The 26404-nt window shown below is 57.0% G+C and carries 24 protein-coding genes; 16 read left to right on the forward strand and 8 right to left on the reverse strand.

Annotated features, from left to right (window positions below):
* Positions 1-31: 31 nt before the first annotated feature.
* The 11 genes from ndk (at position 32) to D5067_RS06315 (ending at position 12230) form a co-directional block, all read left to right on the forward strand.
* Entirely contained in the window at positions 32-463 is a 432-nt protein-coding gene (ndk, locus tag D5067_RS06265; RefSeq protein WP_045326029.1) for a nucleoside-diphosphate kinase, read from the forward strand.
* 169 nt (positions 464-632) lie between these two features.
* Positions 633-1799: a dual-specificity RNA methyltransferase RlmN gene (gene rlmN, locus D5067_RS06270; RefSeq protein WP_119937445.1), complete on the forward strand. Its 1167-nt coding sequence runs from the start codon at positions 633-635 to the stop codon at positions 1797-1799.
* A gap of 293 nt (positions 1800-2092) precedes the next feature.
* The gene (gene rodZ / locus D5067_RS06275; protein WP_119937444.1) at positions 2093-3103 is read left to right on the forward strand and encodes a cytoskeleton protein RodZ; all 1011 of its coding nucleotides are present in this window, start codon (positions 2093-2095) and stop codon (positions 3101-3103) included.
* Between the two features lie 26 nt (positions 3104-3129).
* The gene (gene ispG / locus D5067_RS06280) at positions 3130-4248 is read left to right on the forward strand and encodes a flavodoxin-dependent (E)-4-hydroxy-3-methylbut-2-enyl-diphosphate synthase (protein ID WP_119937443.1); all 1119 of its coding nucleotides are present in this window, start codon (positions 3130-3132) and stop codon (positions 4246-4248) included.
* Between the two features lie 80 nt (positions 4249-4328).
* On the forward strand, positions 4329-5603 hold the full coding sequence (hisS, locus tag D5067_RS06285) for a histidine--tRNA ligase (protein ID WP_119937442.1): 1275 nt from the start codon (positions 4329-4331) through the stop codon (positions 5601-5603).
* 13 nt (positions 5604-5616) lie between these two features.
* Positions 5617-6237, forward strand: coding sequence for a YfgM family protein (locus tag D5067_RS06290; RefSeq protein ID WP_119937441.1), 621 nt, complete (start codon positions 5617-5619; stop codon positions 6235-6237).
* A gap of 10 nt (positions 6238-6247) precedes the next feature.
* Positions 6248-7426 (forward strand): outer membrane protein assembly factor BamB, encoded by a 1179-nt coding sequence (gene bamB / locus D5067_RS06295; RefSeq protein WP_119937440.1) that lies wholly within the window; start codon positions 6248-6250, stop codon positions 7424-7426.
* A gap of 112 nt (positions 7427-7538) precedes the next feature.
* Positions 7539-9020 (forward strand): ribosome biogenesis GTPase Der, encoded by a 1482-nt coding sequence (gene der, locus D5067_RS06300; RefSeq protein ID WP_119937439.1) that lies wholly within the window; start codon positions 7539-7541, stop codon positions 9018-9020.
* 300 nt (positions 9021-9320) lie between these two features.
* Positions 9321-10865, forward strand: a complete 1545-nt coding sequence (locus D5067_RS06305) for a peptide MFS transporter (RefSeq protein WP_119937438.1) — start codon at positions 9321-9323, stop codon at positions 10863-10865.
* Between the two features lie 58 nt (positions 10866-10923).
* A complete protein-coding gene (locus D5067_RS06310; RefSeq protein WP_119937437.1) occupies positions 10924-11958 on the forward strand; it encodes a Gfo/Idh/MocA family oxidoreductase in 1035 nt (344 codons plus the stop codon).
* Positions 11959-12008: 50 nt separating this feature from the next.
* A complete protein-coding gene (locus D5067_RS06315) occupies positions 12009-12230 on the forward strand; it encodes a zinc ribbon domain-containing protein (protein ID WP_119937436.1) in 222 nt (73 codons plus the stop codon).
* On the opposite strand, the gene D5067_RS06320 is transcribed toward D5067_RS06315, so the two are convergent.
* From D5067_RS06320 to xseA, 3 genes are read right to left on the reverse strand one after another with little or no spacing between them, the layout of a single operon-like run.
* Positions 12227-12577, reverse strand: coding sequence for a protealysin inhibitor emfourin (locus D5067_RS06320; RefSeq protein WP_024908659.1), 351 nt, complete (start codon positions 12575-12577; stop codon positions 12227-12229). The two genes, D5067_RS06315 and D5067_RS06320, sit on opposite strands and share 4 nt — an antisense overlap.
* Positions 12578-13597, reverse strand: coding sequence for a M4 family metallopeptidase (locus D5067_RS06325; RefSeq protein ID WP_119937435.1), 1020 nt, complete (start codon positions 13595-13597; stop codon positions 12578-12580).
* 58 nt (positions 13598-13655) lie between these two features.
* The gene (xseA, locus tag D5067_RS06330) at positions 13656-15029 is read right to left on the reverse strand and encodes an exodeoxyribonuclease VII large subunit (protein WP_119937434.1); all 1374 of its coding nucleotides are present in this window, start codon (positions 15027-15029) and stop codon (positions 13656-13658) included.
* A gap of 159 nt (positions 15030-15188) precedes the next feature.
* Here xseA and guaB point away from each other — a divergent pair, with 159 nt between their 5' ends.
* On the forward strand, positions 15189-16655 hold the full coding sequence (gene guaB / locus D5067_RS06335) for an IMP dehydrogenase (RefSeq protein WP_119937433.1): 1467 nt from the start codon (positions 15189-15191) through the stop codon (positions 16653-16655).
* A gap of 67 nt (positions 16656-16722) precedes the next feature.
* Positions 16723-18300, forward strand: a complete 1578-nt coding sequence (guaA, locus tag D5067_RS06340) for a glutamine-hydrolyzing GMP synthase (RefSeq protein ID WP_119937432.1) — start codon at positions 16723-16725, stop codon at positions 18298-18300.
* 55 nt (positions 18301-18355) lie between these two features.
* On the opposite strand, the gene D5067_RS06345 is transcribed toward guaA, so the two are convergent.
* The gene (locus D5067_RS06345; protein WP_119937431.1) at positions 18356-19552 is read right to left on the reverse strand and encodes an MFS transporter; all 1197 of its coding nucleotides are present in this window, start codon (positions 19550-19552) and stop codon (positions 18356-18358) included.
* 114 nt (positions 19553-19666) lie between these two features.
* Between D5067_RS06345 and D5067_RS06350 the strand changes: the two genes are divergently transcribed.
* Entirely contained in the window at positions 19667-20128 is a 462-nt protein-coding gene (locus D5067_RS06350; protein ID WP_119937430.1) for a winged helix-turn-helix transcriptional regulator, read from the forward strand.
* 8 nt (positions 20129-20136) lie between these two features.
* On the opposite strand, the gene D5067_RS06355 is transcribed toward D5067_RS06350, so the two are convergent.
* Genes D5067_RS06355 through D5067_RS06365 form a run of 3 tightly spaced genes read right to left on the reverse strand, consistent with a single transcriptional unit; the run spans position 20137 to position 22635 of the window.
* Complete coding sequence (locus tag D5067_RS06355; RefSeq protein WP_119937429.1) at positions 20137-20877, reverse strand: alpha/beta fold hydrolase; 741 nt, start codon at positions 20875-20877, stop codon at positions 20137-20139.
* An 11-nt stretch (positions 20878-20888) separates the two neighbouring features.
* The gene (locus D5067_RS06360) at positions 20889-21356 is read right to left on the reverse strand and encodes a DUF6130 family protein (protein WP_119937428.1); all 468 of its coding nucleotides are present in this window, start codon (positions 21354-21356) and stop codon (positions 20889-20891) included.
* Between the two features lie 49 nt (positions 21357-21405).
* Positions 21406-22635: an MFS transporter gene (locus tag D5067_RS06365; protein ID WP_119937427.1), complete on the reverse strand. Its 1230-nt coding sequence runs from the start codon at positions 22633-22635 to the stop codon at positions 21406-21408.
* A 97-nt stretch (positions 22636-22732) separates the two neighbouring features.
* Here D5067_RS06365 and D5067_RS06370 point away from each other — a divergent pair, with 97 nt between their 5' ends.
* Positions 22733-23623 carry a LysR family transcriptional regulator gene (locus D5067_RS06370; RefSeq protein WP_119937426.1) on the forward strand — a complete coding sequence of 297 codons (891 nt, stop codon included), beginning with the start codon at positions 22733-22735 and terminating at the stop codon, positions 23621-23623.
* On the opposite strand, the gene D5067_RS06375 is transcribed toward D5067_RS06370, so the two are convergent.
* Positions 23620-23808 carry a YfgG family protein gene (locus tag D5067_RS06375; RefSeq protein ID WP_133302824.1) on the reverse strand — a complete coding sequence of 63 codons (189 nt, stop codon included), beginning with the start codon at positions 23806-23808 and terminating at the stop codon, positions 23620-23622. The two genes, D5067_RS06370 and D5067_RS06375, sit on opposite strands and share 4 nt — an antisense overlap.
* A gap of 351 nt (positions 23809-24159) precedes the next feature.
* Between D5067_RS06375 and D5067_RS06380 the strand changes: the two genes are divergently transcribed.
* Positions 24160-26400, forward strand: a complete 2241-nt coding sequence (locus D5067_RS06380) for a bifunctional diguanylate cyclase/phosphodiesterase (RefSeq protein WP_119937424.1) — start codon at positions 24160-24162, stop codon at positions 26398-26400.
* The last annotated feature ends 4 nt before the right edge of the window (positions 26401-26404 follow it).

A 26404-nucleotide genomic window follows, 5' to 3' on the forward strand; every position in this document is an offset into this window, starting at 1 on the left:
CAAAACAACAGAACATTTGACAGAGGTTATCATGGCTATTGAACGTACTTTTTCCATCATCAAGCCAAACGCGGTGGCAAAAAACGTTATTGGCAGCATCTTCTCTCGCTTTGAATCAGCAGGGTTTAAGATCGTTGGCACCAAAATGCTGCACCTGACCGTTGAGCAGGCGCGCGGCTTCTACGCTGAACACGAAGGTCGTCCATTCTTCGACGGCCTGGTTGAGTTCATGACCTCTGGCCCAATCGTGGTATCCGTGCTGGAAGGCGAAAACGCCGTTCAGCGTCATCGCGACCTGCTGGGTGCAACCAACCCGGACAACGCGCTGGCAGGCACTCTGCGCGCTGACTACGCGGACAGCTTCACCGAGAACGGCACCCACGGCTCTGACTCCGTGGAATCTGCTGCGCGCGAAATCGCCTTCTTCTTCGCTGAAGGCGAAGTGTGTCCACGTACCCGTTAATTTAACGGTTTCGTTGACACATTAATTTCGTAAATGCCGCGTGCAAACGTGGCATCCCTGCGCCAGACTTTGTACAATGCAACGCCCCGGACGAGCAGACTGCTTACCGGGGCGTTTCTTTTCAACCCTCCACGGGCCATAACGTGTAACAACGAGGCCGGAAAAAATTATGTCTGAATTAGTGAATACCTCCGAAGTCGCCACTCCTGCGGTTCCAAATAAAAATGGAAAAATCAACCTGCTGGATCTGAACCGTCAGCAGATGCGCGAGTTCTTCAAAGATATGGGTGAGAAACCGTTCCGTGCCGATCAGGTCATGAAATGGATGTATCACTACTGCAGCGACAACTTTGATGACATGACTGACATCAATAAAGTGCTGCGCAACAAGCTCAAAGAAGTGGCTGAAATCCGCGCCCCTGAGGTCGTGGAAGAACAGCGCTCTTCCGACGGCACCATCAAGTGGGCGATTGCGGTTGGCGACCAGCGCGTTGAAACCGTCTACATCCCGGAAGATGACCGCGCCACGCTGTGCGTATCATCCCAGGTGGGCTGTGCGCTGGAGTGCAAATTCTGCTCGACTGCTCAGCAAGGTTTTAACCGCAACCTGCGCGTGTCCGAAATTATCGGCCAGGTGTGGCGCGCCGCGAAAATCGTCGGTGCGGCAAAAGTGACCGGCACCCGCCCAATTACCAACGTGGTGATGATGGGGATGGGCGAGCCGCTGCTGAACCTGACCAACGTGGTTCCGGCGATGGAAATCATGCTCGACGACTTCGGCTTTGGTTTGTCCAAGCGTCGCGTAACGCTCTCTACCTCTGGCGTAGTGCCTGCGCTGGATAAGCTGGGCGACATGATTGACGTGGCGCTGGCCATCTCACTGCATGCCCCGAACGATGCCATCCGTGACGAAATTGTACCGATCAACAAAAAGTACAATATCGAAACCTTCCTCTCCGGTGTTCGCCGTTACCTGGAAAAATCCAATGCGAACCAGGGCCGCGTGACCATCGAATACGTGATGCTGGATCACGTCAACGACGGCACCGAGCACGCGCACGAGCTGGCAGAGCTGCTGAAAGATACGCCGTGTAAGATCAACCTGATCCCATGGAACCCGTTCCCGGGCGCGCCGTATGGCCGTAGCTCGAACAGCCGTATCGATCGCTTCTCGAAAGTGCTGATGGAGTACGGTTTCACCACTATCGTGCGTAAAACGCGCGGTGATGATATCGATGCTGCATGCGGACAGCTGGCGGGCGACGTGATTGACCGAACCAAGCGTACGCTGCGTAAACGTATGCAGGGTGAGACCATCGCGGTCAAAGCTGTTTGATTATTATGCAGTCACGGCGCATTATCTGCGCCGTGAAGCATAATCTGACTGAATAATCAGTCAGATTCGTGATGTTTGATTAATAATTACGGTGCGTTTCATATGACTTTCGGGCAGTATGTAACGACGTAACAACAGTTTAGCCACGCGGGCAGAGCTGCACTGTCATCTCCGGGCTGACAGTCTTATACTCTCTGTTCAAGCTTAACTGACCAGAAGTTTCGCGGTGCGGGTAGCATTGTGACTCACCGGCACCTGAACCCTTATTTTTCACGTACCAGTAGTTGTAGCGAATGAATACTGAAGCCACTCACGACCAAAATGAAGCACTCTCCACTGGCGTTCGTCTTCGCAACGCCCGTGAACAACTCGGACTCAGCCAGCAAGCCGTTGCGGAACGCTTGTGCCTGAAGGTTTCCACGGTTCGCGATATTGAAGAAGATAAGGCACCTGCCGATCTGGCTTCAACATTTCTGCGCGGTTATATCCGCTCTTACGCAAAACTGGTGCATATCCCCGAAGAAGAATTACTGCCGATGATGGAGAAGCAGGCCCCGGTCCGTGCAGCAAAAGTTGCGCCGATGCAGACCTTCTCTCTGGGAAAACGCCGTAAAAAACGTGACGGCTGGCTGATGAGCTTTACCTGGCTGGTGCTGTTTGTGGTGGTTGGCCTGACGGGCGCATGGTGGTGGCAAAACCACAAGGCGCAGCAGGAAGAGATCACCACGATGGCCGATCAGTCTTCGGCTGAGCTTAATCAATCCGGAAATGACAACGCACAAAGCGTGCCGTTGAATACGGACAGTGCGGCGACATCCCCTGAATCGCAGACGCCGACGACCGACGCGCCGGTAACCCAGCCAGCACAGACGCCAGAAGCTACGGCTAACGCCAGCCCTGCGGCTCCGGCCCAGGACCCGAACGCGGTGGTTTCGCCGTCCCAGGCTAACGTTGATACCGCGCCTGCAGCAACGGCAACGGCGGACAACGCTGCTGCTTCACTGCCAACTGACCCGGCCGGCACCGCCGCGCCAGCCGCCGATCCTAACGCGCTGGTGATGAACTTTAGCGCTGACTGCTGGCTTGAAGTGACTGACGCAACCGGCAAAAAGCTGTTTAGCGGCCTGCAGCGTAAAGACGGCACGTTAAACCTAACCGGTCAGGCACCGTATAAACTTAAAATCGGCGCTCCGGCAGCGGTACAGATCCAGTATCAAGGAAAACCTGTCGACCTGAGCCGCTTTATCAGAACTAACCAGGTTGCACGTCTTACCGTTAATGCCGAACAATCAGCAGCACAGTAACAGACAGGCAACGCGGGAGATTTTTCATGCATAACCAGGCTCCGATTCAACGTAGAAAATCGAAACGGATTTACGTTGGGAATGTGCCAGTCGGTGACGGCGCACCCATCGCCGTCCAGTCGATGACCAATACGCGCACCACGGACGTGGAAGCGACGGTCAATCAAATCAAAGCATTAGAACGTGTGGGCGCGGACATCGTTCGCGTTTCCGTTCCAACCATGGATGCTGCTGAAGCCTTCAAGCTGATCAAACAGCAGGTCAGCGTTCCGCTGGTTGCGGATATCCACTTCGACTACCGCATCGCACTGAAAGTCGCCGAATACGGCGTGGATTGCCTGCGCATTAACCCGGGCAATATCGGTAGCGAAGAGCGTATTCGGACCGTTGTGGACTGCGCGCGCGACAAAAATATTCCAATCCGTATCGGCGTGAATGCCGGTTCTCTGGAAAAAGATCTGCAGGAAAAATACGGTGAGCCAACGCCGCAGGCGCTGCTCGAATCCGCCATGCGCCATGTGGATCACCTCGATCGTCTCAACTTCGACCAGTTTAAAGTCAGCGTTAAAGCGTCAGACGTGTTCCTGGCGGTAGAGTCTTATCGCCTGCTGGCAAAACAGATCGATCAGCCGCTGCACCTCGGGATCACCGAAGCGGGGGGGCTGCGCAGCGGCTCCGTGAAATCAGCGATTGGTCTGGGTCTGCTGCTCTCGGAAGGCATTGGCGATACGCTGCGCGTTTCGCTGGCGGCCGATCCGGTAGAAGAGATCAAGGTCGGTTTCGATATCCTGAAATCACTGCGCATTCGCGCGCGTGGGATCAACTTTATTGCCTGCCCAACCTGCTCGCGTCAGGAGTTTGATGTGATCGGGACGGTGAATGCCCTTGAGCAACGTCTGGAAGACATTATCACCCCAATGGATGTGTCCATCATCGGTTGCGTGGTGAATGGTCCGGGTGAAGCGCTGGTGTCAACCCTGGGCGTGACCGGCGGCAACAAGAAAAGTGGTCTTTATGAAGATGGCGTCCGCAAAGATCGTCTGGATAATAACGACATGATCGACCAGCTTGAAGCGCGCATTCGTGCCAAAGCGACGATGCTGGATGAGACGCAGCGCATCAGCGTTCAGCAGGTTGAAAAATAACGTGATGGGAAGCGACTCGCTTCCCATGTATGATTGAACCCATTCTTTGGGTTTTTTTTGTATATAGAAAGAGAATAAACGTGGCAAAAAACATTCAAGCCATCCGCGGCATGAACGATTATCTGCCTGGCGAAACCGCCATCTGGCAGCGCATTGAAGGCACACTGAAACAGGTGCTCGGCAGCTACGGTTACAGCGAAATCCGTTTGCCGATTGTAGAGCAGACCCCGTTATTCAAACGCGCGATCGGCGAAGTGACCGACGTGGTTGAAAAAGAGATGTATACCTTTGAGGACCGCAACGGCGATAGCCTGACGCTGCGTCCGGAAGGTACGGCGGGCTGCGTACGCGCCGGCATCGAACATGGTCTCCTGTACAATCAGGAGCAGCGCCTGTGGTATATCGGCCCGATGTTCCGCCACGAACGTCCGCAAAAAGGTCGCTATCGCCAGTTTAACCAGCTGGGTGTGGAAGTCTTTGGCCTGCAGGGGCCGGACATCGACGCTGAGCTGATCATGCTGACTGCACGCTGGTGGCGCGCGCTGGGTATATCTGAGCATGTTTCTCTGGAGCTGAACTCTATCGGTTCTCTGGAAGCACGCGCTAACTACCGCGATGCGCTGGTGGCGTTCCTGGAACAGCATAAAGACAAGCTCGACGAAGACTGCAAACGCCGTATGTACAGCAACCCGCTGCGCGTTCTCGATTCCAAAAACGCTGAGGTGCAGGCGCTGCTAAACGATGCGCCAGCGCTGGGTGATTACCTGGACGAAGAGTCGCGCGAGCACTTTGCCGGTCTGTGCAAGCTGCTGGAAGCCGCAGGCATTGCCTATACCGTTAACCAGCGCCTGGTGCGCGGTCTGGACTACTACAACCGTACCGTATTTGAGTGGGTCACCTCGAGTCTGGGTTCCCAGGGAACGGTCTGTGCAGGCGGTCGTTATGACGGTCTGGTTGAGCAGCTTGGCGGTCGTGCAGCACCGGCTGTTGGTTTCGCGATGGGCCTTGAGCGACTTGTTTTGCTGGTTCAGGCAGTTAATCCGGAATTTAAAGCAGATTCCGTTGTCGATATATACCTGGTGGCCTCAGGTGCGGATACGCAGCCTGCGGCGATGCAGCTTGCCGAACGCATTCGTGATGAAATGCCGGGCGTTAAGCTGATGACCAACCATGGCGGCGGCAACTTCAAAAAACAGTTTGCTCGTGCCGATAAGTGGGGCGCAAGTATTGCACTGGTGCTGGGCGAGTCCGAAGTGGCTAACGGCGAAGTGGTAGTGAAAGACCTGCGCTCTGGTGAGCAAACAACGGTAACGCAGGACGGCGTTGCGGCGCACTTGCGCACTCTATTGGGCTAAGGAGAAAGACTGCGTGGAAATGTACGAGAACGAACACGACCAGGTCGACGCGATTAAACGCTTCTTTGCTGAAAACGGCAAAGCATTGGTTGTTGGAGTTATTTTAGGTGTGGGTGCACTGATTGGCTGGCGTTACTGGAACAGCCACCAGGCTGATTCCGCTCGCGGCTCGTCTCTGAGCTACGAAAACACCGTTAGCGCCATTCGTGCCGATCAGCCGCAAACGCTGGCTGCAGCCGAAAAATTTGCCGCTGACAATAAAAACACCTACGGTGCGTTGGCCGCGCTGGAAGTGGCTCAGCAGTACGTTGACAAGAACGAGCTGGACAAAGCGGCCGCACAGCTGTCGCAGGGTCTGGCGGCTGCAAGCGATGAAAATCTGAAAGCGGTTATCAACCTGCGCCTGGCACGTATTCAGGTTCAGCAGAAAAAAGCCGATGACGCGTTAAAAACGCTCGAAACCATCAAAGGCGAAGGTTTTGCTGCCATTGTTGCCGATCTTCGCGGTGAAGCACTGCTGAGTAAAGGTGACAAAGCGGGCGCGCGTAAAGCGTGGCAAGCTGGCGTAGATAGCAAAGCTTCACCTGCGCTGAGCGAAATGATGCAGATGAAAATAAATAATTTGTCCGTCTGAGAGGGACCCAATGCAATTGCGTAAATTACTTCTGTCAGGACTGCTTTCTGTTACGTTATTGAGTGGTTGTTCACTGTTCAGTGGCGAAGAAGATATTGTAAAAATGTCCCCGCTGCCGACGGTTGAAAACCAGTTTACCCCATCCACCGCATGGAACACCTCCGTGGGTGATGGTATTGGCGATTTCTATTCCAACCTGCATCCGGCATTTGCCGACGGCGTTGTCTATGCGGCAGACCGCAAAGGCACCGTCAAAGCGCTGAACAGTGATGACGGGAAGGAAGTCTGGTCCGTTAACCTGGCGGAAAAAGACGGCTGGTTTTCCCGCAAATCAGCACTGCTCTCTGGCGGCCTGACGGTTGCCGGTGGTCACGTGTATGTGGGTAGCGAAAAAGCGCAGGTTTATGCGCTGAACGCCAGCGATGGTTCTGTTGCCTGGCAAACCTCGGTTGCCGGTGAATCTCTGTCTCGTCCGGTAGTGAGCGACGGCCTGGTGCTGATCCACACCAGCAACGGGCAGCTGCAGGCGCTCAACGAAGCGGATGGTCTGGTGAAATGGACGGTCAACCTGGACATGCCAGCGCTGTCTCTGCGTGGTGAATCAGCCCCGGCAGTTGCATTTGGTGCTGCTATCGTCGGCGGTGACAATGGCCGCGTGAGCGCGGTTCTGATGCAGCAGGGCCAGCTGATTTGGCAGCAGCGTATCTCTCAGGCGACGGGTTCAACTGAAATTGACCGTCTGAGCGATGTAGACACTACCCCTGTCATTGTTGACGGCGTTGTTTATGCGCTGGCCTACAACGGTAACCTGACCGCACTGGATCTGCGCAGTGGCCAGATCATGTGGAAACGTGAGCTGGGCTCGGTGAACGATTTCGTGGTTGAGGGTAACCGTATTTATATGGTCGATCAGAACGATCGTCTGCTGGCGTTGAACACCGAAGGCGGCGTAACCCTGTGGACGCAGAGCGATCTGCTGCACCGCTTGCTGACCGCACCGGTACTGTATAACGGTAGCCTGGTTGTGGGTGATAGCGAAGGTTACATGCACTGGGTTGACCCGGAAACGGGCCGCTTCACGGCGCAGCAAAAAGTCGACAGCTCCGGCTTCCTGACGGATCCGGTTGTGGCTGACGGCAAGCTGCTGATTCAGGCAAAAGACGGCACGCTGTACGCGATCACGCGTTAATTACCCAGCGGTTGTAGTATACTAAACGGCTCCTGTTCACTCAGGAGCCGTTTTGACATTTTTAAAAACGCCGCAAAAGCGACGTTTATTTGAATTTTATGAGGCTTCAAACATGGTACCTGTGGTCGCGCTTGTCGGGCGCCCTAACGTTGGAAAATCCACTCTTTTTAACCGTTTAACACGCACCCGTGATGCGCTGGTTGCGGATTTCCCGGGGCTGACGCGTGACCGTAAGTACGGTCGTGCAGAGGTGGAAGGACGCGAGTTCATCTGTATCGATACCGGTGGTATTGACGGTACGGAAGACGGCGTTGAAACCCGCATGGCGGAACAGTCTCTGCTGGCGATTGAAGAAGCGGACGTGGTGCTGTTCATGGTGGATGCCCGTGCGGGCCTGATGCCTGCAGACTCCGCTATTGCAAAACATCTGCGCGCGCGTGAAAAGCCAACCTTCCTGGTGGCGAACAAAACTGACGGCATCGATGCCGATCAGGCCGTCGCGGATTTCTGGTCTTTAGGCCTGGGTGATATTTACCCTATCGCGGCATCTCACGGCCGCGGCGTCACCAGCCTGCTGGAAACCGTTCTTCTGCCGTGGGTTGACGAAGTAAACCCGCCGGAAGAAGTGGACGAAGACGCTGAATACTGGGCGCAGTTTGAAGACGCTGAAGACGCTGAAGAGGGCGAAGAAGAGCCTGAAGAGACCTTCAACCCGCAGGATCTGCCGATCAAACTGGCTATCGTCGGGCGTCCAAACGTAGGTAAGTCTACGCTTACTAACCGTATTCTCGGTGAAGAACGTGTGGTGGTCTACGACATGCCGGGCACTACGCGTGACAGTATCTACATCCCAATGCAGCGCGATGAGCGCGAGTTTGTCCTCATCGACACCGCGGGCGTGCGTAAGCGTGGGAAAATCACCGATGTGGTGGAAAAATTCTCCGTTATCAAAACCCTGCAGGCGATTGAAGACGCTAACGTGGTGCTGCTGGTTATCGACGCGCGCGAAGGTATCTCCGATCAGGATCTCTCTCTGCTCGGGTTTATCCTGAATAGTGGGCGCTCACTGGTGATTGTGGTCAACAAGTGGGATGGCCTGAGCAACGAAGTAAGAGAGCAGGTAAAAGAGACCCTGGACTTCCGTCTGGGCTTTATCGATTTTGCTCGCGTGCACTTCATCTCTGCCCTGCACGGCAGCGGTGTAGGCAACCTGTTCGAATCCGTTCGTGAAGCCTACGACAGCTCCACCCGTCGCCAGAGCACGGCAATGCTGACCCGAATCATGACCATGGCGGCAGAAGACCACCAGCCGCCGCTGGTGCGTGGCCGTCGCGTGAAGCTGAAATACGCCCACGCCGGGGGATATAACCCGCCAATCGTGGTGATTCACGGCAACCAGGTGAAAGACCTGCCGGATTCCTACAAGCGCTACCTGATGAACTACTTCCGTAAATCACTGGACGTAATGGGAACGCCGATCCGTATTCAGTTCAAGGAAGGGGAAAACCCGTTCGCGAATAAACGCAATACGCTGACGCCAAACCAGATGCGTAAGCGTAAGCGTTTGATCAAGCATATTAAGAAAAGCAAGTAATCACTGCCGATCTTACGAAAACCCGCGCCCGTCGCGGGTTTTTTTTCATCCTTTCAAAGCACCTGTTATCCCTGTGTGATGTCAATCACTATTCATTTTTAACCATGTTTAAATCTAAGAAACTAGACAATCATCGAATTTTCATCTTAAAGTCCAGGGTCCGGTACTAGACAAAACTAGCGCCTGGTTATCAAATGGTTAACTAAATTTTCGCCGCCTGTAAAAAATCGGTCAGATACGTAACTGGCCGGCGTACAGGATGGTGCTTACAAGCACGACACATACCTTTTCGGGAGAATTATGCAATCCTCTGTTAATCAAAAAGAAAGCCGAACGTTCTTCGGCCATCCGTATCCGCTCGGTTCGCTGTTCTTCACCGAGATGTGGGAACGTTTCTCGTTTTACGGCATTCGCCCGCTACTGATCCTGTTTATGGCTGCGACCGTCTATGACGGCGGAATGGGGCTGGCGCGTGAAAACGCCTCGGCGATTGTGGGTATCTTCGCGGGAACCATGTACCTGGCGGCGCTGCCGGGCGGCTGGCTGGCGGATAACTGGCTCGGTCAGCAGAGAGCCGTCTGGTACGGTTCAATTCTGATTGCGCTCGGCCATCTGTCAATTGCGCTGTCCGCCATTATGGGCGACAACCTGTTCTTCATCGGCCTGATGTTCATTGTGCTCGGTTCTGGCCTGTTCAAGACCTGTATTTCGGTTATGGTCGGTACCCTGTATAAAAAAGGCGATGCGCGCCGTGACGGAGGTTTCTCGCTGTTCTACATGGGCATCAACATGGGCTCATTCATTGCGCCATTGATTTCCGGCTGGCTGATCAAAACGCACGGCTGGCACTGGGGCTTTGGCATCGGCGGCATCGGGATGCTGGTGGCGCTTATTATCTTCCGCGTGTTTGCCGTTCCGGCGATGAAGCGCTATGACAGCGAAGTTGGCCTGGACTCCACCTGGAACAGCCCGGTAGTGAAGCGCAACGGCGTAGGGGCGTGGCTGCTGGCGCTGGCAGTGGGCGTCATCATCATTGTGACCCTGATAGCGCAGGGCGTGATTGTCATCAACCCGGTGGCGGTTGCCAGCGTGCTGGTCTACGTGATTGCCGCTTCTGTTGCGCTCTACTTTATCTATCTGTTCATTTTCGCGGGCCTAAACCGTAAAGAGCGCGCCCGACTGCTGGTCTGCTTTATTCTGCTGGTCTCTGCCGCGTTCTTCTGGTCTGCGTTTGAGCAGAAGCCAACGTCGTTCAACCTGTTTGCCAACGACTACACTAACCGCATGATTGGAGATTTTGAAATTCCGGCGGTGTGGTTCCAGTCGATCAATGCTCTGTTCATCATTCTGCTGGCGCCGGTGTTTAGCTGGGCATGGCCGAAGCTTGCCAGCAAAAATATTCGCCCGAGCAGCATCACCAAGTTTGTTATCGGTATTCTCTGTGCCGCAGCAGGTTTTGGCCTGATGATGCTCGCCGCCCAGAACGTGCTGAGCAACGGTGGGGCAGGCGTTTCTCCGTTCTGGCTGGTAGGCAGTATCCTGATGCTGACCCTCGGCGAGCTGTGCCTGAGCCCGATTGGTCTGGCGACCATGACGCTGCTGGCGCCGGAAAGAATGCGCGGCCAGATGATGGGACTGTGGTTCTGTGCGAGCGCGCTGGGTAACCTGGCGGCTGGCCTGATCGGTGGTCACGTGAAGGCCGATCAGCTGGATATGCTGCCGGATCTCTTCGCGCGCTGCTCCATCGCGCTGCTGATTTGCGCCGCGGTTCTGATCGTCCTCATTGTTCCGGTGCGCCGCATGCTGGAAAATGCGCAAACTAAGCCGGCTGCTAACGCCTCATAAACCTCAGCGTGCCGGGGCAGGCGTTACGCCCCGGCACCGTATTCCCTGAGGTAAAACTATGCAGTTAGGATTTGTTGGTCTGGGCGCGGTAGTGGAAACCGCGTATCTGCCCGCGTTGCGTACCCTTTTGGGTCACCCGGTTCGCTGTTTCGGGTTCGATGTTCTCCCCACAAAACACCCTGAAGGCATCACGCGCTGCGCGTCGCTTGCAGAGCTTCTTGCCGTACCGCTCGATACCCTGTTTATCACCACCGCATCGCTGCACCATCTTGAGGTGCTGGAGCAGGCCATTGCCTCGCCCGTGCCGCGCATTGTGGTTGAAAAACCGATTGTCGCCACGCTTTCTCAAATCGAAAAGCTCAACGCGCTACTGGCCATGCCCGATGTGGCGCCCCGCGTGCTGGCGCTCGACCACTGGATGGCGCGCATCGAAACGGTGAAGCGGTCGCTGGTTGGCAATGTCTCTGACATCGTCAAAATCGACGGCTTTTTGCAGGAGCCGAGCGGATATAACGCAGCAGGAGAACCCATCGCGCTTAACTTTGCCACCGGCGAGCCGGATACCCGAACGCTTCGCCACCCTGATGGCGTAATTCTTGATATCGGTACGCACGTGCTGGCGATGCTGCGTGAAACGGTGCGTTATCTGGGCGGGAATGACGATATGACCCTGCAGGTCGTCACGGCTAAAGACCGCCTGGGATGCCCTATAGCAAAAGGCGACATGACCACGGCGGAAGGTGAGGCGCATCTTCAGGGACATATCAGCGGCGTGCCGGTGGATATCTGGCTTAACAAATACGCAGGACCGGCCGGCGGGCAAAAGGGGTTACGCTTCTGCCTGCGCGACGGGCGCATCATCAGCCATAACCGGCGCGGCGCTGAAGATGTGCTGGAGCTGATCGATGGCGACACGCGTCACTGCTGGACAATTCCCGGCACGATCTACGCGCACTGCCTTGCGGAGCAGATCCTGGGCGCCAAAAGCCTGTTTGAGCGGGATCCGCAAGAGGTGAGCCGCACGACGCGCCGCAGGATAGCGGAAGTGGAACTGCTGCTGGCGTTACAGCAACAGCTGCGTGGCCCGCACTGAACGTGACGTGGTAAAATAATCGCAGACCTCAACGCTTTGAAGGAGTCACCATGACGATTACCTGCCCGGAATGCCAGGCACCGCTTGATCCTCAGAATGGGGTAGCGCACTGCGAAAGCTGTAATAAGGATATTGCGCTCGAGGCCCGCTGCCCGGAGTGTCATCAGCCACTCCAGGTATTAAAAGCCTGCGGGGCGGTGGACTATTTCTGCCAGAACGGCCACGGTCTTATCTCTAAAAAACGCGTGGAGTTTGTTCGGGCCGAAGGCTAATCACACACGCAGCCTTCGCCTTTCTTCCACAGCTCGACCAGCGACTCGGGCGCTTCCTGCTCCGGTACCAGCACGATGATATCGGCGTAGTGCGCCTGATTTTGCCCGGTCCAGATAATCTGGATGCGGAAATAGCGCTGGTCACCGCTGCCGGGTGACGAGGCCTGCCCCGGCGGCTGGCCGCGCGGAAAGGCCTGCTCCAGGATGCTCACCAGGCGCTGGCGCTGGGCCTCATTGAGCGAGGAGAGCGCGATGGTGCGCTGCCCGCTCAGCTTAGGAATAAAAGCGACGCCGCCTTCCCGGGCCAGCTCAACCACGGCGTCATCCGTCAGTTCCGGAACCTGCATTTACAGCACTCCCACCTGTTCCCAGGCTTGTTTTATGGCCGCCCCAACGCCGCTGCCGGATCGTTTCTCTCCGTGCGCTATCGTCAGTTTTGCGAAGGCCTCAAAATCCGCATCCTGCGCCAGATTGCGATCGCAAACCGTGTCGTACCAGGCATAACCCGCTTTTTCCCATGCGTAGCCGCCGATTGCCGTCGCCGCCAGGTAAAACGCCCGGTTGGGGATGCCGGAGTTCAGATGCACGCCGCCGTTATCCTCGCGCGTTTTAATAAAATCTTTCATGTGCGCGGGCTGCGGATCTTTGCCGAGCAGCGGATCGTCATAGGCGGTGCCCGGCTCAGACATCGAGCGCAGCCCTTTGCCGTTGATCCCTTTCGCCAGCAGCCCTTCGCCAATGAGCCAGTCTGCTTTATCGGCGGTTTGCTTCAGATGGTATTGCTTCACCAGCGAGCCAAATACGTCTGAGAGAGATTCATTTAGCGCGCCCGACTGTTCAAAATAGATAAGCCCGGCCTCGGTTTCGGTCACGCCGTGGCTCAGCTCGTGCGCCACCACGTCGATGGCGATGGTAAAGCGGTTGAAGATTTCCCCGTCACCGTCGCCAAAGACCATCTGCTGACCGTTCCAGAAGGCGTTCTGATATTCCCGACCGTAGTGAACGGTGCCGGTTAAAATAAGCCCTTTATTATCGAGCGAATCACGCTGATATTCTTTCCAGAAGAAATCATGGGTGATACCCAGATAATCGTAGGCTTCATCCACCGCCACATCGCCGTTCGACGGCTGGCCTTCGTAACGCACCTGTGTTCCCGGCAGCTCCTGGGTCTGCTTCGCGTCATAAATATCGCGCTCAAGCTGCCCGGCTTTATTGACGTGCGGGGCGGCAGGTTTGCCCGGCATATGCGCCATCAGCGTTTGTACATGGGTTAGAGTCTGGCGCGCGCAGCGCTGCTGCGGCTCGGAACCGCTTTCGATAATACGACGAAGAATATAAGGGGGTATAACGCTATGAAGATGGGGCATGCTGCTCTCCTTATTAAAAAAGGGAATAGCAGCAGTATAGTAATTAACCGGCGAAGTATTATCCGGTTTTTCGCTGACGCGTCTTTTTCACCGGCTTAACGGCTTTCACTTCGCTCTCAACCCAGCCGTCTGACAGACGCGTCGTCAGCACATCACCGGTTTTCACCTGTTTGGCCTGCTTCAGCACTTTACCATCCGTCGCGGTGGTGACGCTGTAGCCGCGCGCCAGGGTGGAGAGTGGGCTGACTGCTTCGAGATGGGTCACCGCGTTGCCAAAGCGTTCGCGGGTGGTGCTCAGCCGGGCGCGGATATTGTCGGCCAGACGATACTCAAGCTGCTGGATGCGCGTTTGCGCACGATAAATCTTCGGCTGCGGGTTCTGCTGGTTGAGGCGCTGAGCCGCGCGCTGCTGGCGCGTTACCGCGCGCTTAAGCTGGTTATCCAGCGCAACGTTCATGCGCTGACGCAGACGCTCCAGCACGGTTTGCTGGCGTGCAAGGCGCAGCTGGGGGTGCTGCTGCTGCAGGCGATGATGGATTTGGGTGAAGCGGCGTGTGCGATTCGCGAGGAAGTAGTCCATCGCCATCTCAAGACGCTGCTGGCCGTTTTGAATTTGACGCAGCAGCTCCAGCTGATTGCGGCTGACCACTTCCGCCGCTGCGGATGGCGTAGGCGCTCGCAGATCGGCAACAAAATCAGCGATCGTCACATCCGTTTCATGCCCGACAGCGCTCACTACGGGGATAAGGCTTGCGAAAATCGCCCGCGCCACGCGCTCGTCGTTAAAGCTCCACAGATCTTCCAGCGAGCCGCCGCCTCGCCCGACAATTAACACGTCGCACTCCCGGCGCGCGTTCGCCAGCTCAATGGCGCGCACAATCTGGCCCGGTGCATCGTCACCCTGAACGGCGGTCGGATAGATGATGACGGGCAGGGAAGGGTCACGACGCTTGAGCACGTGCAGAATATCGTGCAGCGCTGCACCGGTTTTCGAGGTGATCACCCCAACGCAGTGGGCAGGAGAGGGCAGCGGTTTCTTGAACTGCTGATCGAACAGTTTCTCGGCAGAGAGTTTGGCTTTTAGCTGTTCGTATTTTTGCTGCAGCAAACCTTCACCCGCAGGCTGCATGCTTTCGACGATGATTTGATAATCGCCGCGCGGCTCGTACAGGGTGATATTGGCGCGAACCAGAACCTGCTGGCCGTGCTGAGGGCGGAACGTCACGCGTCGGTTGCTGTTGCGGAACATCGCGCAGCGCACCTGAGCGGTATCGTCTTTCAGCGTAAAATACCAGTGTCCTGAGGACGGCTGCGTGAAGTTTGAAATTTCACCGCTGATCCAGACCTGCCCCATTTCCTGCTCAAGCAGCAAACGCACCGTCTGATTAAGGCGGCTGACAGTATAAATTGAGGGGGATTGAGAGGATAACATGTGAGCGGGATCAAATTCTAAATCAGCAAGTTATTCAGTCGATAGTAACCTGCTGAGGAGCGATCGCAAGCATTTTTTTCAAAAAAGTGTAGATGCAATCGGTTACGCTCTGTATAATGCCACGGCAATATTTAACCACCCAGGTCAGAGATATTGCCCATGCTACGTATCGCTAAAGAAGCACTGACGTTTGACGACGTCCTCCTCGTTCCCGCTCACTCCACCGTTCTGCCGAATACTGCCGATCTCAGCACGCAGTTGACGAAAACCATTCGCCTGAACATTCCTATGCTCTCTGCGGCAATGGACACCGTGACCGAAGCGCGCCTGGCTATCGCCCTGGCACAGGAAGGTGGCATTGGCTTTATCCACAAAAACATGTCCATTGAACGCCAGGCTGAAGAAGTTCGCCGCGTGAAGAAACATGAATCCGGCATCGTGTCTGACCCACAGACCGTTCTGCCAACCACCACCCTGCACGAAGTGAAAGCCCTGACCGAGCGTAACGGCTTTGCCGGCTACCCGGTTGTGACCGAAGAGAACGAGCTGGTCGGTATCATCACCGGCCGTGACGTGCGTTTCGTGACCGATCTGAACCAGCCAGTCAGCGTCTATATGACCCCGAAAGAGCGTCTGGTTACCGTACGTGAAGGTGAAACCCGCGACGTGGTGCTGGCCAAAATGCACGAAAAACGCGTTGAGAAAGCGCTGGTTGTCGACAGCAGCTTCCACCTGCTCGGCATGATCACCGTGAAAGATTTCCAGAAAGCAGAACGTAAACCAAACGCCTGTAAAGACGAGCATGGACGTCTGCGCGTTGGCGCTGCGGTTGGCGCGGGTGCAGGCAACGAAGAGCGCGTAGACGCGCTGGTTGCGGCAGGCGTTGACGTGCTGCTGATTGACTCCTCCCACGGCCACTCCGAAGGCGTTCTGCAACGCATTCGTGATACCCGTGCGAAATACCCTGATCTGCAGATCATCGGCGGCAACGTGGCAACGGGCGCAGGCGCTCGCGCCCTGGCTGAAGCTGGCTGTAGCGCGGTGAAAGTGGGTATCGGCCCTGGCTCCATCTGTACCACCCGTATCGTTACCGGCGTGGGCGTTCCGCAGATCACCGCGGTTTCTGACGCGGTTGAAGCGCTGGAAGGCACCGGTGTGCCGGTCATCGCTGACGGCGGTATCCGCTTCTCTGGCGACATCGCTAAAGCTATCGCCGCGGGCGCCGCTGCCGTGATGGTTGGCTCCATGCTGGCCGGTACTGAAGAATCCCCGGGCGAAATCGAACTCTTCCAGGGCCGTTCTTACAAATCTTACCGCGGCATGGGCTCACTGGGCGCGATGTCCAAAGGCTCCTCTGACCGTTACTTCCAGACCGATAACGCCGCTGACAAGCTGGTACCGGAGGGTATCGAAGGTCGCGTTGCCTATAAAGGCCGTCTGAAAGAGATCATTCACCAGCAGATGGGCGGCCTGCGCTCCTGTATGGGCCTGACCGGCTGTGGTACCATCGACCTGCTGCGTACCAAAGCGGAATTCGTGCGCATCAGCGGTGCGGGTATCCAGGAGAGCCACGTTCACGACGTGACGATCACCAAAGAGTCCCCGAACTACCGTCTGGGCTCCTGATAAGTTTCCGCGCCCGGCTTCAGCCGGGCGCTCTGTTTTTGTTTCACTTGCCTCGGAATTAGCGTCAATGACGGAAAACATTCATAAACATCGCATTCTCATCCTGGACTTCGGTTCTCAGTACACTCAGCTGGTGGCGCGTCGCGTACGTGAACTGGGCGTTTACTGTGAGCTGTGGGCGTGGGATGTCACGGAAGCACAGATTCGCGAATTCAACCCAAGCGGCATCATCCTGTCCGGCGGCCCGGAAAGCACCACCGAAGAGAACAGCCCGCGCGCGCCGCAGTACGTGTTCGAAGCTGGCGTGCCGGTGTTCGGCGTCTGCTACGGTATGCAGACCATGGCAATGCAGCTGGGCGGCCACGTAGAAGGTTCTAACGAGCGCGAGTTTGGCTATGCGCAGGTAGAAGTCGTCACCGATAGCGCGCTGGTGCGCGGTATTGAAGACTCCCTGACCGCAGAAGGCAAACCGCTGCTGGACGTGTGGATGAGCCACGGTGATAAAGTCACCGCTATCCCGTCCGACTTCGTGACCGTTGCCAGCACCGAGAGCTGCCCGTTTGCCATCATGGCGAACGAAGAAAAACGCTTCTACGGCGTGCAGTTCCACCCGGAAGTGACCCACACCCGCCAGGGTATGCGCATGCTGGAGCGCTTCGTGCGCGACATCTGCCAGTGTGAAGCCCTGTGGACCCCGGCCAAAATCATCGACGACGCCGTTGAGCGTATCCGCCAGCAGGTTGGCGATGACAAGGTGATCCTCGGCCTCTCCGGCGGCGTTGACTCTTCCGTGACCGCCATGCTGCTGCATCGCGCCATCGGCAAAAACCTGACCTGCGTCTTCGTGGACAATGGTCTGCTGCGTCTGAACGAAGCCCAGCAGGTCATGGACATGTTCGGCGACCACTTTGGTCTGAACATCGTTCACGTGGAAGGCGAGCAGCGCTTCCTGGACGCGCTGAAAGGCGAAAACGATCCAGAAGCCAAGCGCAAAATCATCGGCCGCGTGTTCGTTGAAGTGTTCGATGAGCAAGCACTGCGTCTTGAGGATGTGAAATGGCTGGCGCAGGGTACCATCTACCCTGACGTGATCGAGTCTGCGGCATCCGCAACCGGTAAAGCGCACGTTATCAAATCTCACCACAACGTGGGCGGCCTGCCGAAAGAGATGAAGATGGGTCTGGTTGAACCGCTGCGCGAGCTGTTCAAAGATGAAGTGCGTAAGATCGGTCTGGAACTGGGCCTGCCGTACGACATGCTCTACCGCCACCCGTTCCCGGGTCCGGGTCTGGGCGTGCGCGTGCTGGGTGAAGTGAAGAAAGAGTACTGCGACCTGCTGCGTCGCGCGGACGCTATCTTCATTGAAGAGCTGCACAAGGCTGACCTGTACAACAAAGTGAGCCAGGCGTTCACCGTGTTCCTGCCGGTTCGCTCCGTCGGCGTAATGGGCGATGGCCGTAAGTACGACTGGGTTGTCTCCCTGCGTGCGGTCGAAACCATCGACTTTATGACCGCGCACTGGGCGCACCTGCCGTACGACTTCTTAGGGCGCGTGTCTAACCGCATCATCAACGAAGTAAACGGTATTTCCCGCGTGGTTTATGACATCAGCGGCAAGCCGCCGGCGACCATTGAGTGGGAATAATCCCGCTTACTGCGTAGTTCATAGGTAAATCAAGCCCGCCATGCTGCGGGCTTTTTTATTGATATTTCCGGGTTATCCACCAGAACATTAACGCCCCCAGGCTGACCGTCCCTCCAAGCAGACACACGCCCTGCCAGCCCGCTGCGGCAAACGCCATCGTGGTGCCAATGGCGCCCAGACCGCTGCCAACCGCATAGAAAAGCATATACAGCCCGACCAGCCGGCTATGGGCCTCGGGGCGGGTGCGGAAGATCAGGCTCTGGTTGGTGACGTGCAGCGCCTGTCCGCCCAAATCCAGCAGCACGATGCCGATAATCAGGATGCCGAGCGAGCGGTCCATAAGCGACAGCGGCCACCACGCCAGAAGGAGTATCGCCAGCGCCGCCGCACTGGTGTAGTGGGCGTAACCGCGATCGGCCCAGCGCCCTGCGCAGCCGGCGGCGAGCGCGCCCACCGCGCCAGCCAGACCAAACGCGCCGATTGCGGTGTGTGAGAAATTGTAGGGCGGGGCGCTCAGTGGGAGCACCAGCGCGCTCCAGAAAATATTGAATGCAGCAAACATCAGCAGCGCCAGCACGCCGCGCACCTGCAGCACTTTTTCCTGGCGCAGTAGCGTCAGCATTGAGCCAATCAGTTGCGGGTAGCGCATCACGCTGGGTGCGGCTGGCAGAGCGGGCAGCCTCCACCAGAGCGGAAACGCAATAACGACCATCAGCGCGGCGGCGCAAAGATACACTCCGCGCCAGCCCGCGACGTCGCTGATGCTACCGGAAAACACCCTGGCCAGCAGCAGGCCAATGAACACGCCGCCCTGGGCCGCACCCACGACCCGCCCTTGCTCATGCGGCGAAGCGGCACTGGCTGCATAGGCGATCAGCCCTTGCGTCATGGCCGTACCGAGCATGCCGGTTGCGAGCATCCCCGCCAGCAGCGAGTAAGCGCCTTGCGCCATGCCCACGCAGAGCAGCGCCGCGACAAGAGCAAAGAGCTGGATTGCCATCAGGCGACGACGATCCACCTTGTCACCTAAGGGAACCACGAAAAGCAGGGCCAGAGCGCAGCCAGCTTGCGTGGCGGTCACCACGCCGCCCACGGCCGAGTGGCTGATGGCGAAGTCGCGTGCCAGCACATCCAGCAGGGGCTGCGCGTAATAGACGTTCGCCACGCTCAGGCCGCTGGCTATGGCGAAAAGCCAGACCAGGCTGCGTGGCATGTCGGCGGCATCGTTGGGTATCGGTGAGGTGAGCGACATATTCGAAATCCTCGGATTGTCCAGGCTGGTTGCAAAAAGAAACTGGTTGAATGCTAGGTCGGGTAGTTTTAAAATGCAACCAGTTATTGCGTTCAGAATTAAGCCGGAGGAGCCGTGTCGCCACGTAAGACTACGAATGATGAATATTGCCCCGTTGCCCGCAGCGTCGACCTGATTGGGGATCGCTGGTCGCTTCTCATCGTGCGCAATGCGTTTGACGGCACGAGCCGCTTCGGGGATTTTCAACGTGGCCTTGGCGTCGCGCGCAACATTCTCTCGGACCGTCTGCGAAAGCTGGTTGAGGCGGGTATCCTTGAACTCAAGGGGGCTTCAGATGGTACGGCGTATCAGGAGTATGTCCTGACGGCTAAAGGAGAGAGCCTGTTCCCCATCGTCGTGGCCCTGCGGCAGTGGGGTGAGCAGCACCTGTTTGCGCGCGGGGAACGCCATTCGCTGTTAATCGACAGGCATACCGGCAAACCGGTACCCCTTATGGCTCCGGCAGGGCATGACGGCACGGTGCTGACGGCGGCTGATACTGAAGTACAAAAAGTAAAGCGATCCGCCGCCGTTTAACCGGCTAACTATTGCCTGACCGCCTGTTCAATCGTGCGGGTAACGGCGTCCGGCTGGCTCACCATCGACACATGGCTTGCCGACACCTCCGTGGTTTTTGCATTGATCCTCTTCGCCATCGCCCGCTCAAGCTCAGGATTGATCATCCTGTCGTTCCTGCTGACCACAAACCAGCTCGGCTTATCGTGCCAGGCTGCATGCGCCACTTTCTCTCCAAACGCGTCGGCCTTAATCGGCCCCTGCGTTGCCGCGATGGTTTGCTGCTCATCGGTTGTCGCATCGGGCGCAAAATCCGTACTGACCGCCTTCGCTGGCAGATATAAATAGCCGTCTGCCGTTTTCGCGATGCCCGCACTTCCCGGCGGGGCCGGATAACTTCCCGCCAGGTCTGCCGTAGACTGGCCGGAATCTGGCGCAAACGCCGCGACGTAAACCAGCGACTTCACGCGTGCATCGTTACCCGCCTCGCTTATCACCGTGCCGCCCCAGGAGTGGCCGACCAGCACCACGCTACCCTGCGCCCGGGCGATGGCACGCTGCGTGGCGGCAACGTCATCCTTAAGCGAGGTGAGCGGCAGCTGTACGGCAATGACTTCCGTATGGTTTTTTTGCAGCCGGGTAATGACCTTATTCCAGCTGCTGCCGTCGGCAAACGCGCCATGGACCAGCACTACGCTGGTTTGCTCTTCAGCGAACGCGCCAGCGGAGAGGGCCAGCAGACTGGCCGCTGCGATAAAGACTGCTTTCATCTTCTGACTCCTTAAAAGTGATGGACAGCCGCATGCGGCGGCACGGTGAATTCAACGGTTTTATGATCGACAGGCTTATGGGTAGGGTCGGCGAGGATAATCGTCACCTTGTGCTTTCCGGCCGGCAGCCCGACCAGGATAACGGGCTCGCCGCTGGTGTCGGCCCAGTGCCAGGGGGCATCATCCACCACGACGTGGATATGGCCGATACGCGGGGTAATCTTTAGCGCCTCAGTCCCGAACACGGGCTCAATACGCAGGTTCTCGGTGCGGTATTGAATAAAGACCGCCCCCTTGCTCAGCGGGCCGGCTAACGGGGGATCGACAATCAGTTTCGCCGCCGGCTGCGCCTGCTCAAGCGGCGCAACGGCAGCAGGACCGTTGACCTCTTTGGCGCTGAGCCCGTCCAGCGGCTCCGCCCAGGCGCACGCTGCCGACGTCAGGGCAAGGAACGGCAGCAGGAAATATCGATGCATCATTTGTGTCTCCTAATCGGTTAATCGTGACGACAGACACAGAAGACCATTTTTATGTATCGGGAATGTTTGCTTTGGAAGGGGTTTTGTACCGGTTTGTCAGCGTCGCGCCCGGGATACAGTACGATACCGTATTTCTGCCGCGGGAGCGTACGAGCGCGACGGCCAGCCCGGCAATGACCAGCGTCAGTCCCGCCGAAACCCACATCCCGCCGGTAATGCCCAGCGACCTATTCAGCCAGGCATAGGCAAACGGCGAGGCTGCCGCCGTCAGCTGCCCGGGTATGAGCAATAAACCGGTGCGGCTGGCGTAGCTTTCCGCGCTAAACAGCTCCAGCGGCAGCGTCGCTTTGACGATGGTCACCAGCCCGTTAATGGCGCCATAGCCCAGCACAAACCCGGCGACGCTCCAGACGAAAAACGCGCTGCTCAACCCGACGAGAAAGCAGAGCGGCATGGCAAGGGCCGTAAAGAGCGTCAACCTGAGCGGCGTTAAGCGGGCGCCTGCCAGGACTTCCATCAGCCGTGCGCCGGTCTGACCGAACCCCCACAGCATGCCGATGGCGACCGGCAGGCCAAAACTGACGATAAACTCCGGCAGATGCGTCGAGGTGCCGTTGGAGACGAAGGTGATAAGCGCGATAAAGGTCGCATAGAGCCAGCCGTCGCGACGCTCGCTGTTCGCTGCTTTGGCCGCTGATTTCGCGCGAGCCACGAGCCGCTGGTGGGGAAGATGACTGATAAGCATCGCGCTCAGCAGGCCAAAAAGCGCGTAGATTAGCAGCGCGTTCTGCCAGCTCATAACGTTGACCAGCGCATCCCCCAGCGGCCAAAAGACGGCTGATGCCAGTCCACCCGCCAGGGTGATGCGCGAAATCGTTCTTCGCGCCTGCTGTCCATACAGGTTCACCAGCGCGGCAAACAGGGCATCATACAGCGACAAACGCATCCCGACGCCGGTCACCAGCCAGGCGCAGTACCAGCCCGCAAGAGAGGTGGCGTAGGCCATCATCACGCAGCTTATGGCGATCAGGAGTGTGCCGCCCATGACCACCCGCTTTCCGCCAAAACGCGCCAGCAGGCGGGCGACAAAGGGTGAGACTGCCGCCATGACCAGCATCGCCAGCGTCAGGCCGAGGTAAATTTGCGGTGAAGACCAGCCCCTGTCTACTGAGATGGCGTGAGCAAACGTGCCCGGCATATAAAATGAAATCCCCCAGTTGATGAGCTGATTGCACCCGGCGGTAAGGGCGAGACGGCGGGGTAGGGCAGGTGTTTCCATTATTTTTCATTCCGTTATGCAGTTGTCCTCAGCATAGCGGGCGCGCTATTGTGCCGGGAGGTCTGCAACCTTATGCGCCGTATAAGAGAAACTTTGAATGACAACGCTCAATCTGGCACATCTCGCCACGCTCCGTCTGGTGCTCCAGCGCGGCAGTTTTTCTGCCGCGGCGGATGTGCTGGGCATTTCCCAGCCTGCCGTTAGCCTGCAAATACGTCAGCTGGAGCAGTTTCTGCAAACGCGGCTGGTAGAACGCACCGGGCGCGGTATTAAAGCAACAGCGGCCGGGCAGGCTCTGCTGGAACACGGCGAGCGGATTGAGCTGGCCGTGGACGAGGCCGTGCGATCCATAAGCGAGTTCAGCCAGGCTGTCAGCGGTACGGTTACGCTGGGGACGGGGGCGACGGCCTGTATTCATCTGCTGCCGCCGTTATTACAGCAGCTGCGCAGCGACCATCCGCTGCTCAGAGTGGGCGTAACGACAGGCAATACGCTGGATATCGTTCGTGCCGTTGAGGAAAACCGCCTTGATATGGGGCTGGTGACGCTGCCCGCAAGCGGAAGGGCGCTTGACGTGATGACGGTAATGGATGAGGAGTTTGTGTTTATTGCCGCGCGGGAGCAACAGGCGTTGTTTAACGACATCACACCCGAACGGCTGCACGCGGAACCGCTGATTGCGTTCGAGTCGGGAAGCGGCACCCGGGCCTTGATAGACGGCTGGTTCGAGGCCAGCGGTTTATCTATCGCACCCGTTATGCAGCTCGGCAGTATTGAGGCCATCAAACGCATGGTGCGCGCGGGGCTGGGGTACAGTATCGTGCCGCGAATGGCGGTAGAGGATGCAGCAGACCGGGAGGGGCTGTGCGTCAGGTCGCTGATGCCTGTGCTACAACGGCAGCTGGCAGTGGTGATGCGTCAGGATAAAATCCTTAGCAAAGGCATTGCGGGCATTATTCGGCTGTTACAAAAACCGTCTGCGCGTTAGCGCTCGGGCGTTTCGACCGACAGGCTGGATTGCTGCGACTGGATCTTGTCCTGGTGGTGATACCAGGCACCGATAGAGGAATAAACAAAGCGGCCAAAAAAGAACAGGAAGCTGATGAGCAGTATGATGCGGGTCATCCGAGTGTTAAATCGATGTCGTTTGTGCATACGCGTTGCCTGACTCACTGTGCTTTTCCTGGGCATACCCTTTTGGGCGATACGGATATTAAGGCACAGCGGGAAGACAGGGTCAATTCTGCGAAGTGTAAATTACGGTCAGCGTTTACATTAACTATTGTTATTGAAAATGATTCAAATATTTACTGCGTTGATAACTACAAGAAAAACAATCCAAAAAGTCGTAATAAAATTGCATTGGGATAAATTAGTTTGATTTAAGTCAACGGATTTTCGGTGTCGATAATTAAAATCCACCCTCCACTATGTGCGTTCCGTATATTTCGGGCGACATATACGTCAGGTTGGATGCCTGTCTTCACGTACCCTCTGGAGCGAAAGGGTTTTAACCGGGCATCTATGAACATTCTCCACATCCTGACGCGCAATAAAGATCGCTGGTGGGCGCTACCGCTTATTTTACCCGTCGCTTTGCTTCCCGTTATCAGCCTTGCGAATACCTTAACGCTGCTGGGCGATGGGATTGCCGCACTGTACTATCTGCCACTCTCTTTCCTGCTTTCCCTGATGATGTTCTTCGGCGTGGAGGCTCTTCCCGGGATTGTGCTGTCGCTGTTTTTCCGTTACTACCCGTCAGTGGGGATGTTTGAGACCGTGGCCGGGATCATGCATTTTATCATCCCGCTGGTGCTCAGCTGGGGCGGTTACCGGGTGTTTGCCCCCCGACGAAACATGACGGCGTACGGGGATATCCGCCTGATGGGGCAACGGATCTTCTGGCAGGCTTTCTGCCCCGCAACGCTGTTTCTGGTGCTGTTTCAGTTCGCGGTTTACCTTGGCGTCTATGAGAGCCGCCAGAGCCTTGCAGGGCTAAACCCGATGAATATTCGCACGCTCATCAACTATCAGGCGCTGCTGGTGAGCGGGCTGACGGGCGTTCCTCTGAGCTATCTGCTGATTCGCGTCGTCCGCCATCCGCGGTATATCCGAAGCCTCATTTCGCAGATCCGTGCGCAGGTTGATAAAAAAGTGAGCGCCGTCGAGTTTCTGGTGTGGTTCATTGCCCTTGGTGGGATGCTCTCTTTGCTGCTGCTCCCGATGAACGAAAACAGCTCAATTTTCAGCACCAACTACACGTTATCGCTGCTGATGCCGGTGATGCTCTGGGGAGCCATGCGCTTTGGCTATAAGCTGATGTCGATTATCTGGACGCCGGTGCTGCTGGTGTCGATTCACTATTTCTACCGCTATATTCCCGTTAATCAGGGCTATGACATCCAGCTTGCGATTACCTCATCCAGCTATCTGGTCTTTTCGTTCGTGGTGATTTACCTGTCGATGCTGGCGACGCGCCAGCGCGCGGTGAATATTCGTTCCCGCAGGCTGGCGCTTCTCGACCCAGTCGTCCACATGCCGAACCTTCGCGCGCTGTCGCGTGACCTTGCAAAAAATCCGTGGTCGGCGCTCTGCCTGCTGCGCATTCCCGAGCTGGAAGTTCTGGGGCGTAATTACGGCGTACTGCTGCGCATTCAGTATAAACAGCAGCTGGCGCAGTGGATCAACGGCACGCTTCAGCCCAACGAGAGGGTCTATCACCTGACCGGCTATGACCTGGCGGTTCGGCTTAACGCCGAGTCGCACCAGCAGCGAATCGATACCCTGGACGAGCATATCAAGCAGTTTCGCTTCGTCTGGGATGGCATGCCGCTGCAGCCACAGGTCGGTTTAAGCTACTGCTATGTCCGCTCCCCGGTTAACCATCTCTACCTGGTGTTAGGTGAGCTGGGGGTGATTGCCGATCTCTCGCTATCGACCAACCATCCGGAAAACCTGCAGCAGCGGGGCGCGGTCCATCTGCAGCGAAGCCTGAAAGATAAGGTCGCGATGATGAGCCGTCTGCAAACCGCGCTTGAGCAGAATGCATTTACTCTGATGATTCAGCCGGTCAGGGGGCTGCGGGGCGACAGCTACCACGAAGTGCTGCTGCGGATGCCCGATATGAGCGGCGTTTTGATCTCCCCGGACCAGTTTCTGCCGGTTGCCCAGGAGTTTGGGCTCTCTTCCCGCGTCGATTTATGGGTAATTGAACGCACGCTGAGCTTCCTGGCCGAACACCGCCAGCGGCTGCCGGGCCAGCGTTTTGCAATCAATCTTGCGCCATCTACGGTATGCCGGGCGCAGCTCCCGCTCGACGTGAGCCGCCTGTTGACCAAATACGGCATTGAGGCCTGGCAGCTGATATTTGAAGTTACTGAAAGCACGACCTTTGGCAATGCGGAGCTGGCGGTACAGACGCTCAGACAATTGCAGAAAATGGGCGTGCGTATTGCGATTGATGATTTCGGCACAGGCTACGCCAGCTATGCGCGCCTGAAGAGCGTGGATGCTGACATTCTCAAAATCGACGGCAGCTTTATTCGTAATATCGTCAGCAACAGCCTGGATTATCAGATTGTGGCTTCCATTTGCCATCTGGCGCGGATGAAGAAAATGCTGGTGGTGGCAGAGTACGTCGAGACGGAAGAGATACGCAGCGCGGTTCACGCGCTGGGCATCGATTATATTCAGGGGTATCTTGTCGGCATGCCGGTGGAGATGGAAACGCTGCTGGAAGGCGAGGCGCCCGCGGTGAGCGCCTGACCCG

Source organism: Enterobacter huaxiensis (assembly GCF_003594935.2).
Classification (GTDB): Bacteria; Pseudomonadota; Gammaproteobacteria; order Enterobacterales; family Enterobacteriaceae; genus Enterobacter; species Enterobacter huaxiensis.